Consider the following 13017-nt stretch of genomic DNA (forward strand, 5'->3'; position numbering starts at 1 on the left):
TAGAATGTTTTAAGCGATTATCATTTTGAGAATTAATTCTCAAAATGATAATCGCTTGTTTTTTATATATAAATTTAATTAAAAAATAGCTTTTACAAAGGGTAAAATGAGATTAAAGTGTATTTTTCCAGTGAAAAAACAAAGAAAAAACTGGCATGAAATTTGCTTTGAGAATAAGCATAGGAGGGATGGAAATGATTGAGAATATTAAATGGAAAGAAAATACATTACCTAAAGTAAATAAGGATGATTTATTAGATTTTTTAAGTATTGAGGAAGTATCTAAAGCAAAAAACTTTCATAGTAGTTTTCCTCAATACTCAGAGACACCTTTAGTAAGTTTGGATAATTTAGCAGATTCTTTAGGACTAGGTGGAATATTTATTAAAGATGAATCCTACAGATTTGGATTAAATGCATTTAAGGTATTAGGTGGATCCTTTGCTATGGCTAAATATCTAGCTGAAAAGTTGGGAAAGGATATTAGTGAATTACCTTATGAAAAAATGATTTCTAAAGAAGTAAGAGAAGCTTTAGGAGAAATTACTTTTGTAACAGCTACTGATGGAAACCATGGAAGAGGAGTTGCGTGGACAGCTAATCAATTAAAACAAAAGTCTGTAGTGTACATGCCTAAGGGATCTTCTTTAATAAGATTAGAGAATATTAGAAAAGAGGGAGCAGAGGCAAGTATAACAGACATGAATTATGATGATGCTGTTAGATTAGCAGATAAATATGCTAAGGAGCATAATGGAGTAGTAATTCAAGATACTGCTTGGGAAGGATATGAGGATATTCCAGCATGGATAATGCAAGGTTATGGAACAATGGGGCTTGAAGCTTACAATCAGCTTAAAGAATATAAGGTTGAAAGACCTACTCATATATTTATTCAAGCAGGCGTTGGCTCTTTAGCTGGTGGAATCCAAGGATTCTTTGCTTCTGTTTTTGGAGAAGATTGTCCTAAGACTGTAATAGTAGAAGCAAATAAGGCGGATTGTTTATACAAATCAGCAGTTGCAAATGATGGGGAACCAAGAGTTGTTGGTGGAGATATGCAAACTATTATGGCTGGACTAGCATGTGGTGAGCCTAACATAATTGGATGGGAAGTATTAAAAAGTTGTTCAAAGGTATTTGTTTCTTGTCCTGACTGGGTAGCAGCTAAGGGGATGAGAATACTAGGTAATCCTTTAAAAGAAGATAAGAGAGTAGTATCAGGAGAATCAGGTGCTGTTACAACAGGCTTAATATATGAAATTATGAAAAATGATGCTTATAAAGAATTAAGAGAAAAATTAGAATTAAATGAGGATTCAAAGGTATTACTTTTCAGTACAGAAGGAGATACAGATCCTGAGAAATATAGAGAAATTGTTTGGGAAGGAAATTATTAATATATAAGGAGATAAGGGTATGTTAAGTGAAAAAAGAAAAGAAGAGTTAGTAAATTTATGTAGAGAAATGGTTCAAAATCAATCGATATCAGGTGAAGAAGGACAAGTAGTAGGAGTTATTAAGAAAGCTTTAAAAAACTTAGGATATGATGATGTTTATGTTGATGCATATGGTAATGTAATTGGCCATATTAAAGGAAGTAAGCCAGGTAAGAAACTTTTATTTGATGGGCATATTGATACAGTTCCAGTTCCTGATGATTCTAAATGGACATATTCACCTTTTGGAGCAGAAGTAGTTGATGGAAAGATTTATGGTAGAGGAACTTCTGATATGAAGGGGCAAACTTCAGCTATGATTTCTGCTGCAGCTTATTTTGCAGAAGATGTTAAGAAAGACTTTGAAGGAGATATTTATGTAGCGGGGGTTGTTCATGAAGAATTATTTGAAGGTGTAGCATCAAGAAGCATTAGCTCATTTGTAAAACCTGATTATGTAATAATTGGTGAATCATCAGAAATGAACTTAAAAATAGGACAAAGAGGAAGAGCAGAAATTGTTATAGAAACTTTTGGAAAACCAGCTCACTCAGCTAATCCAGAAAAAGGTATAAATGCAGTTTACAAGATGTCAAAGGTTATTGAAAAAATTCAAGGAGTAGAAACCCCTGTACATCCTGTACTTGGAAAAGGAATTTTAGTATTAACAGATATTAAGTCATCCCCATATCCAGGAGCTTCTGTTGTACCTGATTACTGTAAAGCAACTTTTGACAGAAGATTATTAGTGGGTGAAACTAAGGAATCTGTATTAGCTCCAATAGAAAAGATTTTAGAAGAGTTAAGAAAAGAAGATGCAGAGTTAAATGTTAAGGTTTCATATGCAAAAGGAAATGAAACTTGTTATACAGGTGAGGTAATAGAAGGAGAAAGATTCTTCCCAGCATGGTTATATGATGAGGAAGATGAATTCGTACAAGCAGCATATAAGGGATTAAAGAATGCTGGAATTAATCCTGAGATAACTCAATACTCTTTTTGTACTAATGGTTCTCACTATGCAGGAGAAAAAGGTATAAAGACAATAGGATTTGGACCATCTAAAGAAAATTTAGCTCATACTATTGATGAATATATAGAATTAGAACAATTATATACAGGAGCTGAAGGATATTATGAAATCTTAAAGTCTGTTTATAAAAAGTAATTTAAGAGGGTGATGGGTGTTGAAAGTTCTAATTAAGAATGGAATTATCGTTGATGGAACAGGAAAGAAAACATTTAAAGGTGATTTGTTAATTGAAGACAGTAGAATAAAAGAAATAGGGAAAGTTAGTGAAAATGCTGACAAGATAATAGATGCAAAAGGTAGAGTAGTATCTCCAGGTTTTATAGATACTCATAGTCATTCAGATTTAATGATTTTAGTAAATCCTTATAATGAAATAAAAATAAGACAAGGGATTACAACTGAGGTTTTAGGACAAGATGGTATATCAATGGCTCCATTACCTACTGAATTTATAAGTCCTTGGAGAAAAAATATAGCTGGTCTTGATGGAGATACAGACGAAATTGATTGGGAATATGAAACAACAGAAAATTATCTAAAGATGATGAAAGATAATGGAGTTGGACTTAATGAGTGTTATTTAGTTCCTCATGGAAATGTAAGAATGGAAGCTATGGGGTTAGGCAATAGACCTGCTACAGATGAAGAAATCTCTAAGATGTGTGAAATAACAAGAAGAGAGATGGAAGCAGGAGCCTTTGGACTGTCTACAGGTTTAATATATATCCCTTGCGCCTATGGAAGAACTAATGAACTTATAGAAATGTGTAAGGTAGTTGCTGAATATGATGGTGTCTTTGTTGTACATCAAAGAAGTGAGGCAGATACAATTGTAGATTCTATGAAGGAAGTTATAGAAATTGGTAAGAAGTCTGGAGTAAAGGTGCATTTTTCACACTTCAAGGTATGTGGAAAGAACAACTGGAAGTATATTGATGAAATGGAGAAATTACTAGAAGAGGCTGAACAAGAAGGTATTAGAGTATCATTTGATCAATATCCATATGCAGCTGGTAGTACAATGCTTGGAGTAATTTTACCACCTTGGGCTCATGACGGAGGAACTGATGAGCTTATGAACAGACTACAATCAAAAGAACTAAGGGATAAAATGATTTATGATATGGAACATGGCATACCAGGTTGGGATAACTTTGTAGATTTTGCAGGTGTAGATCAAATTTTTGTAACAAGTGTAAAAACTGAGAAGAATAAAGATCTTATAGGTAAGAGTTTAGAGGAAATTGGAAAAATCAAAGGTAAAGATCCTTTAAATGCAACTTTTGATTTATTATACGAGGAAGAAAATGCTGTAGGAATGGTAGACTTCTATGGATTAGAAGAACATGTAATAAAATTCCTATGTAGAAAAGAACAAAATGTATGTACAGATGGTTTGTTAGCAGGGAAACCACATCCTAGAGCGTATGGATCATTCCCAAGAATATTAGGAAGATATGTAAGAGAGAAAAATATTTTATCTGTAGAAGAGGCTGTCTATAAAATGTCAAAGAAAGCAGCTGATTCATTTGGAATTAAAGAAAGAGGAGAATTGGCTAAGGGAAACTTTGCAGATATAGTAATCTTTGATTTAGATAAAGTATGTGATAAGGGAACTTATGTTGACCCAACTCAATATCCAGAAGGAATAGATTATGTAATCATAAATGGTGAAGTTGTAATAGAAGAAGGTGTATACAACAAAATTAAAGCTGGTATGGTGGTAACAAAATAAAGGTAGGTAGAGAGAGATGTTAATAGGTAATGGTAGATTGATAACCCATGATAAGAATAATTCCTATTTAGAAGATGGATGTATCTACATTGATGGAAACATTATTAAAGAAGTAGGAAAGACAAAGGATTTAAAAGATAAATATTCCAAAGAAGAGTTTATCGATGCAAGAGGAAATGTAATAATGCCAGGCATTATCAATACCCATCATCATATATATAGTGCTTTTGCTAGGGGGATGAATCTAAACAATCCCCCTGCAAAGGGATTTATAGATATATTAGAAAATTTATGGTGGAGATTGGATAAAGAGTTAACAATTGAAGATACAAGATATAGTGGATATACAACTTTAATAGATAGTATTAAGTATGGAGTTACTACAGTTTTTGATCATCATGCAAGTCCAATGCACTTAGAGGGAAGCGTATTTGAATTAGGAGATGTGGCAAAAGAGTTAGGTATAAGAGCTTGTTTGTGTTATGAAACTTCTGATAGAGATGGTGAAGAAATTTTAAATAAAGGTATAAAAGAAAATATAGATTTTATAAAACATGCAAACAACCAAGATGACGATATGATTAAAGGAATGTTTGGAATGCACGCATCCTTTACATTAAGTGATGAAAGCTTATATAAATGTGCTGAAGCAATGGAAGGCATAGACTCTGGATATCATATACATACCGCAGAGGGAATAGATGATGTATATGATTCATTAAGAAGAAGCGGAAAAAGAGTAGCTGAAAGATTAATGGATTTCGACATATTAGGAAACAAGACTCTAGCAGTTCATAGTATACATTTAAATCCTAGAGAGTTGGATTTAATAAAAGCTACTAACACAAATATTGTTAATAATCCTGAATCTAATATGGGGAATGCTGTAGGATGTGCACCTGTATTAAATATGATTGAAAGAGGAATTAATGTAGGGCTTGGTACAGACGGATATACTTCAGATATGTTTGAATCAATGAAGGTTGAAAATATAATTCAAAAACATAACTTGTGTAATTCTAATGTGGCTTGGGTGGAAACACCAAAAATGATTTTTGAGAACAATGTTAAGATTGCTAATAAATTCTTTAACAATACATTGGGAGTAATTAAAGAAGGCGCTTATGGTGATGTAATTATTGTTGAATATAATCCATTAACACCAATGACTAAAGATAATTATAACAGCCATATAGTATTTGGTATGTGCGGGAAATGTGTATTAACAACAATTGTAAATGGAAAGGTTTTAATGAAGGATAGAGAATTAGTGGGCATTGATGAGGAGAAAATATTCTCTAAATCAAGAGAATTATCAAAGAAACTATGGGATAGAATCTAAATTCGAAAAGAGGAATTGGGTATGAATAATGAGAGTATGAATGTGGCTCCTGTTGATGAAAAGTTACCTGTAGGTAAAAGCTTAGCATTAGCACTTCAACACGTATTAGCCATGTGTGCGGGTGCTGTAGCAGTACCAATAATAGTTGGTAATGCAGCAGGGCTTTCACAAAGTGATATTGTTTTTTTAATAAATGCAGATTTACTAATTGCAGGAGTTGCTACCTTAATTCAAACCTTAGGGCTTGGTTCTAAAATTGGAGCTAAGATACCAATGGTAGAAGGTACAAGCTTTGCAACTGTTAGTGCTATGGTTGCAATAGCAGATTCCTATAAAGGAGACTCTTTATCTGCTATGACAACAATATTTGGAGCAGTATTAATAGCAGGTATATTTACATTTTTTATGGCACCTGTTTTTGGAAAGTTATTAAGATTCTTTCCAAAAGTGGTAACAGGAACAGTGGTATCAATTATAGGATTATCCCTTATACCCGTTGCTGTAAGATGGGCAGCAGGAAATGATACCACATCCCCAAGTTTTGCAAGTGCAGAAAATATTATTATGGCACTTGTTACATTAATACTAATAATTTTAATGAATAAGTTTTTAAAAGGAATGTTAGGAAACCTATCAATTCTATTAGGTCTTGTATTAGGTACTGTAATCGCTTCCGTAATTGGAATGACTGATTTTACAATGTTTAAAGAAGCTGGATGGTTTAGTCTAAACTTACCATTTCACTTTGGTACTCCAAAGTTTGAAGCATCAGCAATTATATCTCTTATTTTAGTTGTATTAGTAATAATGACAGAAGCTACAGGAAATATAATTGCAATTCATGAGATGGTGGGTAAAGATTTAGATGACAAAAACTTAGCAAGAGGTTTAAGGACTGATGGATTAGCAACAATGTTGGCGTCTATATTTAATACTTTTCCACATACAGCCTTTGCACAGAATATAGGTTTAGTTGCTTTAACAGGTGTGAAAAGTAGGTTTGTAGTAGCAATATCTGGAGGAATATTAATTCTATTAGGGTTATTCCCTAAAATGGCAGCATTATTTACTTGTATACCATATCCAGTACTGGGGGGAGCAGGATTTGTAATGTTTGGAATGGTTATTTCAGGTGGAATTAAAACTTTAAAATCTGTAGAATTTGATGGAAATAAGAATTCATTGATAGTTGCAGTAAGTATTGGCCTTTCAATGATTCCAACAGTTGTCCCAACTTTTTATCAAAACTTTCCAGAATGGGTAAATACACTTTTCCATAGTGGAATTACTACAGGAAGCCTATGTGCAATATTACTTAATTTACTATTCAATATCTTAGGAGAGAAGAAAGAATATTTAGTACAAACAGGTTATTCTAAAGAAGTTTAAATAGAGGAGTGAAAAAAATGGCAAAATTAAATGTTAATATATTAGGAATGGAATTTAATAACCCTATCTTTACAGCAGCTGGACCAGGTGCTAAAGATGGAGATTTATGTGTAAAAGCTGTAGAAGGAGGAGCAGGTGGCCTTGTGACTAAAACAATATCTGTTGATCCAGCACCAGTACCAAGACCTTGTATGGCAAAAACTAATTCAGGTTTTTTAAATACTGAATTATGGTCAGAGCTTCCAAAGGAACAATGGATAGAAAAAGAATATAAGAGAGCTAAAAGTGCTGGAGTTCCAATGATAGTAAGTATGGGCTATAAAGCAGAAGATATAGAAAAGATAGCACCATTAGTTAAGCCTTATGCAGATGCAGTAGAGTTATCAACTCACTATGTTGGAACTGATGTAAAGCCAATAGTCGATGCAATGAAGGCTGCTAAAAAGGCATTAGATTGTCCTGTATTTATGAAAATGAGTCCACATACTGATATTCAAACTATTGCAAAGGCTTTAGAGGATGCAGGTGCAGATGGGTTAGTAATGATTAATTCTTTTGGCCCATGTATGTCAATAGATTTAGAAACAGGATATCCAATAATGGGAAGTCAAAAGGGATATGGCTGGTTATCAGGAGCACCAATTAGACCTTTAGCAGTAAGAAATATATATGATGCATCAAGAGTTGTTAATATTCCAATAATAGGAGTTGGAGGAGTGACCTGCGGAAGAGATGCAGCAGAAATGTTAATGGCAGGAGCATCAGCAGTTGAAGTTTGTACAGAAGCAATTTTAAAGGGACCTGGAATATATGGAAAAATAGCGAAAGAGTTAAATGCTTTCTTAGATGAGCATGGATATAAAGATGTAAAAGAAATTATTGGACTATCACATAAAAAGGCTAATGAAAGAACATTCAGGACAGAAGCTATTCCGCCTGTAGTAGATAATGATAAGTGCATAAAATGTGGTCAATGTAGAGTTAGTTGTGTATATGATGCAATTACTATTGAAGAGGTTCTTAAGATTGATGAAGATAAGTGTTTTGGTTGTGGATTATGTGTTACAAGATGTCCAAAAGGAGCATTAACTATTCAATATAAATAAGAAGGTGCAATATATGGGTATTGTTTTAAAGGGTGGTACAATAGTTTCTTCGAAAGATTCATATATAGCTGATATAAGAATAGAAAATGGGATAATTAAAGCTATGGGAGAGAATCTAGAAGTTGATGGAGATGAAGTAATTAATGTTTCAGGGAGATATATTCTCCCTGGAGGAATTGATGCTCATACACATTTTGATTTAGATGTTGGAGTAACAAGAACTGCAGATAATTTTGAAACAGGAACTAAAGCTGCATTAGTTGGTGGTACTACAACAATTATTGATTATGCAAATCATATAAAAGGACAAAGATTTTTAGATGATTTAAGGTATTATAGTACTTTAACAGATGGAAGATGTTATTGTGACTATAGTTATCATCTAAGCATAACAGAATGGAATCAAGATTTTTCTAAGGAAATGGGAGAGATGGTTTTAAGAGGAATACCTTCTTTTAAGATGTATATGGCATATAAGGATACTCTTCAAGTAGAGGATTATGAAATAGAAGAAGCATTAAGAAAAGCTAAAGAATTAGGTATTATACTTTCATTTCATTGTGAAGATGGAGATGAAATAGTTAAAAATGTTTCTAATCTTCTTTTAGAAGGTAAGACAGAGCCAAAATTTCATGAGATTTCTAGAGGAGATGAGGTTGAGCTAGCTGCTGTTAAAAGGATTTTAGATATATCTGAAAAGGTTGATTATCCAGTATATATAGTACATCTAAGTACTAAAAAAGCTTTAGATGAAATAATTAGAAGACGTAAATCAGGAACAAAGGTAATTATAGAAACATGTCCTCAATATCTTTTACTAAATAAAGAAGCTTATAAAGGAAAAGTTGATGATGATTTTAATGGAGCAAAATATGTTATGTCTCCTCCATTAAGATCAAAAGAAGATAATAATGCTTTATGGAAAGGTATTGCTAATAGGGATATACAAATTCTTGCCACAGATCATTGCTCTTTTAATTATAAAAATCAAAAAGAAATAGGATTAAAAGATTTTTCTAAAATACCAAACGGAGCACCAGGAGTAGAACATCGTATGATATTACTTTATTCATTTGGAGTAAGAGAAGAGAGAATTTCTATTAATAAACTAGTAGAAATAACCTCTGAAAATCCATCTAAGATTTTTGGATTATATCCTAATAAGGGAGTAATAGCAGAAGGTAGTGATGGAGATATATTAGTTCTAAATCCAAGTGAAGAAGAGGTAATAACATGGCAAAATCAAACTCAAAATGTTGATTATACTCCATATGAGGGATATAAGGTAAAAGGAAAAATAGAAAGGGTATTTTTAAGAGGAAAAGAAGTAGTTAAAGATGGAAAGCTACTTTCTGATAAGGCCTTTGGACAGTTTGTAAGTAGAAAAAGGTTGAGAGATGAGGTGCAAAAGTATGGTGAAATTTAAACTGAATGGTAGAGATGTAGAGATTGAAGAGGGAAGAACTCTTATTAATTATTTAAGAGAGGAATGTGACCTTACTTCAGTAAAAAATGGTTGTGGGGAAGGTGCTTGTGGCGCATGTATGGTTTTAGTTGATGAAAAGGCTACAAAAGCATGTATCTTAAAGTCAGATAAGATAGAAGGAAAGGAAATACAAACTGTTGAAGGATTAAGTGATAGGGACAAAAAGGTATTTGCTTATGCCTTTAGTAAAGCAGGTGCAGTACAATGCGGATTTTGTATTCCTGGAATGGTAATTAGTGCAAAAGCTTTACTTCTTAAAACTTTAAATCCTACATTAGATGAAGTGAAAAAGGCATTAATGGGAAATATCTGTAGATGTACAGGCTATGTGAAAATTGAAAAAGCAGTACTTATGGCAGCAGAAATCCTTAGGGAAAATAGAGATGTTCCAACAGTATTCTGTAAGGGTATTGTTGGGGAAGAGATGGGAAGAATTGATGCAGAGGATAAGATATTAGCTGAAGGCGAATATGTAGATGATATGAAAATTAATGGTATGATATATGGATTTGCATTAAGAAGTAAATATCCAAGAGCCTTAGTTAAAAATATTGATTATTCTGATGCAGAGAAGTTAGAAGGAGTAGTTAAGGTAGTAACTTCTAAAGATATACCTGGAGAGAGATATGGAGGCCACTTAAAGAAAGATTGGCCAGCGCTTATAGAAGTAGGAGAAGAAACTAGATATGTAGGTGATGCTATAGCTTTGGTTGCTGCAACTTCAATGGATATTGCAAGGAAGGCAGCAGACCTAATAAAAGTGGATTATGAGGAGTTAGAACCACTATCATTACCTGAAGAAGCAATGAAGGAAGGAGCTCCTAAAATTCATAAGGATGGCAACATTCTAGTAAGGGAAGTCTTAAAAAGAGGAAATGTAGATGAAGCTCTTAAAAATTCTAAGTATGTTGTTACTAACCACTACTCAGTTCCGTTTACAGAACATGCATTTTTAGAGCCTGAATCTGCAGTGGCAGTTCCAACAGAAAAAGAATTAATAGTTTATACAGGTAGTCAAAGTGTTTATGATGATTTACATGAAATAACTCACTTATTAGGATTAGGTGAGGATAAGGTTAGGATAATATCTAAGTATGTAGGTGGAGGATTTGGTGGCAAAGAAGATATGAGCTGTCAACATCATGCTGCATTACTAGCATACTTAACTGGAAAACCTGTAAAAATGACTTTAACAAGGGCTGAAAGTATTAAGGTTCATCCAAAGAGGCATGCCATGGAGATGGAGTTTACAACAGCCTGTGATGAAAAGGGCAAGCTTACAGCAATGAGAGCAAAGATAATTGCTGATACTGGAGCTTATGCATCTCTTGGTGGTCCGGTATTACAAAGAGCATGTACTCATGCAGCAGGTCCATATAATTATCAGAATTCAGAGGTGGAAGGAATTGCAGTATATACTAATAATCCTCCAGGTGGTGCATTTAGAGGTTTTGGTGTTACGCAATCAGCTTTTGCTACTGAATGTAATATAAATCAATTAGCAGAGTTAGTTGGAATATCACCTTGGGAATTTAGATGGAGGAATGCAATTGAAGCAGGACAAGAACTACCAAATGGTCAAATTGCAGATCCTGGTACAGCTTTAAAAGAAACTTTATTAGCTGTAAAAGATGTATATGACAACAATGAATATGTTGGTATTGCCTGTGCCTTTAAAAACTCTGGTATCGGAGTAGGACTTCCTGATATAGGAAGATGTATCTTAGAAATAAAAGATGGAAAGGTTCATATAAGAAGTTCAGCAGCTTGCATTGGACAAGGTTTAGGAACAATATTAACTCAAATACTATGTCAGACATTAGATATTACTCCAGATAAGGTAGTATATGAAGCGCCTGATACTAGAAGAACACCAGATTCAGGTACCACAACGGCATCAAGACAAACAACTTTCACAGGAGAAGCTGTTAGAGTAACTGCTTTAAAAGTTAAGGAAGCTTTAAATGGAAGAACTTTAGATGCGCTTAATGGACAAGAGTTCTATGGTGAGTTCTCAGGAGTAACAGATAAAATGGGAAGTGATAAAAAGAATCCAGTAAGCCATGTTGCTTATGGATTTGCAACTCAAGTTGTTGTTTTAGATGAAAATGGAAAATTAAAAAAGGTTGTAGCAGCTCATGATGTTGGTAAAGCTATAAACCCAAAGAATGTTGAAGGACAAATTGAGGGTGGAGTAGTTATGGGATTAGGATATGCTCTTACTGAAGATTATCCTTTAAAAAATAGTGTGCCTACTGCAAAATTTGGAACATTAGGGTTATTAAGAGCAACAGCAGTACCAGAGATAAAGGCTATGGTTATAGAAAAAAATACTAATGATTTATCTTATGGTGCTAAAGGGGTAGGAGAGATAACATGTATCCCTACTGCACCAGCAGTTCAAGGTGCTTATTATAAATTTGATGGAGTATTTAGAACTAAATTACCATTAGAAAATACTTTTTATAAAAAGTCAAAAAAATAGAATTATTGATTTGGAGGAAATGAAAATGAATAAAGAAATAATTAATACAGTAAATGCGCCAGCAGCTATTGGACCATATTCACAAGGAGTTAAGGTTGGAGATTTAATATTTACATCAGGTCAATTACCAATTAATCCTGAAACTAAGGAAATACCTAAAGATATTAAAGAAGCAACAAAGCAAAGTATAGAAAATGTTAGAGCTATACTAGAAGAGAGTGGATCAGCTCTAGAAAATGTTACTAAGACTACTGTATTTTTAAAGGATTTAAATGACTTTGCTTCAGTAAATGAAGTATATGGAGAATTTTTTGAAGAGAATCCACCAGCTAGAAGCTGTTTCCAAGTTGCAAAGCTACCAATGGATGCACCAATAGAAATTGAAGTTGTTGCAGTTATCAATAAGTAGAAAAGGAATAGTCAGCGAAGATTACTTCGCTGACTTATAAAAGATATGGAAACTAAAAATATATTTTTAACTGGTAAAAAGAGAAGTGGTAAAAGTACCATGATAAATAATATTCTTAATGAGTTAGATATAAATTATTCTGGATATAGGACTTTACCGTATTACATAAATAATGAAGCTAGAGGGTTTTACTTAAATGGATATGTAGATTGTGTTGGTAATAATAGCCCGATTTCCATTAAGATTGGAGAAGAAAAATGCATTCCAATCATTGAAAGTTTTGAGGTTGTAGGTGTGTCTATATTAGAAAAAAGTATTGAGTTTAGTAATACAAAACTTATTCTTTTAGATGAAATAGGAAGGTTAGAATCTAATGCATATACATTTAAGAAGAGAATAGTGGAGGCATTAGATAGTGAAAAGGTTGTTTTAGGAGTATTACAAAAAGCTGAAAATGAATTTCTAATAGATATAATTAAACGTGAAGATACTGTAGTTTTTGACATAGATAACTTAACAAATTATGAAATAAATGAAGTCAATAAAAAGATATTAGACATTATAAAATTATTGTTAAAAGGGTGAGGTAAATT

10 protein-coding genes are annotated in these 13017 nt (G+C 33.0%); all 10 read left to right on the forward strand.

Going from position 1 to position 13017, the window contains the following annotated elements:
* Positions 1-194: 194 nt before the first annotated feature.
* Genes dpaL through G594_RS0117095 form a run of 10 tightly spaced genes read left to right on the forward strand, consistent with a single transcriptional unit; the run spans position 195 to position 13009 of the window.
* Complete coding sequence (gene dpaL, locus G594_RS0117050) at positions 195-1400, forward strand: diaminopropionate ammonia-lyase (RefSeq protein WP_027099655.1); 1206 nt, start codon at positions 195-197, stop codon at positions 1398-1400.
* 19 nt (positions 1401-1419) lie between these two features.
* Complete coding sequence (locus tag G594_RS0117055; protein ID WP_027099656.1) at positions 1420-2607, forward strand: YgeY family selenium metabolism-linked hydrolase; 1188 nt, start codon at positions 1420-1422, stop codon at positions 2605-2607.
* A 19-nt stretch (positions 2608-2626) separates the two neighbouring features.
* Positions 2627-4207, forward strand: a complete 1581-nt coding sequence (locus G594_RS0117060) for an N-acyl-D-amino-acid deacylase family protein (protein WP_027099657.1) — start codon at positions 2627-2629, stop codon at positions 4205-4207.
* Positions 4208-4223: 16 nt separating this feature from the next.
* The gene (gene ssnA, locus G594_RS0117065; protein WP_027099658.1) at positions 4224-5549 is read left to right on the forward strand and encodes a putative aminohydrolase SsnA; all 1326 of its coding nucleotides are present in this window, start codon (positions 4224-4226) and stop codon (positions 5547-5549) included.
* Between the two features lie 21 nt (positions 5550-5570).
* Entirely contained in the window at positions 5571-6938 is a 1368-nt protein-coding gene (locus tag G594_RS0117070) for a nucleobase:cation symporter-2 family protein (RefSeq protein WP_027099659.1), read from the forward strand.
* 17 nt (positions 6939-6955) lie between these two features.
* Entirely contained in the window at positions 6956-8044 is a 1089-nt protein-coding gene (locus tag G594_RS0117075; RefSeq protein ID WP_027099660.1) for a 4Fe-4S binding protein, read from the forward strand.
* A 13-nt stretch (positions 8045-8057) separates the two neighbouring features.
* Positions 8058-9470, forward strand: coding sequence for a dihydropyrimidinase (gene hydA / locus G594_RS0117080; RefSeq protein ID WP_027099661.1), 1413 nt, complete (start codon positions 8058-8060; stop codon positions 9468-9470).
* Positions 9457-12015, forward strand: a complete 2559-nt coding sequence (gene xdh / locus G594_RS0117085) for a selenium-dependent xanthine dehydrogenase (RefSeq protein ID WP_027099662.1) — start codon at positions 9457-9459, stop codon at positions 12013-12015. Before hydA ends, xdh begins: the two co-directional genes overlap by 14 nt.
* Positions 12016-12040: 25 nt before the next feature.
* On the forward strand, positions 12041-12424 hold the full coding sequence (locus G594_RS0117090; protein WP_027099663.1) for a RidA family protein: 384 nt from the start codon (positions 12041-12043) through the stop codon (positions 12422-12424).
* A gap of 45 nt (positions 12425-12469) precedes the next feature.
* The gene (locus tag G594_RS0117095) at positions 12470-13009 is read left to right on the forward strand and encodes a nucleoside-triphosphatase (RefSeq protein WP_034867035.1); all 540 of its coding nucleotides are present in this window, start codon (positions 12470-12472) and stop codon (positions 13007-13009) included.
* The last annotated feature ends 8 nt before the right edge of the window (positions 13010-13017 follow it).

Source organism: Clostridium paraputrificum AGR2156, from assembly GCF_000424025.1.
In the GTDB taxonomy this organism is placed as follows: Bacteria; Bacillota; Clostridia; order Clostridiales; family Clostridiaceae; genus Clostridium; species Clostridium paraputrificum.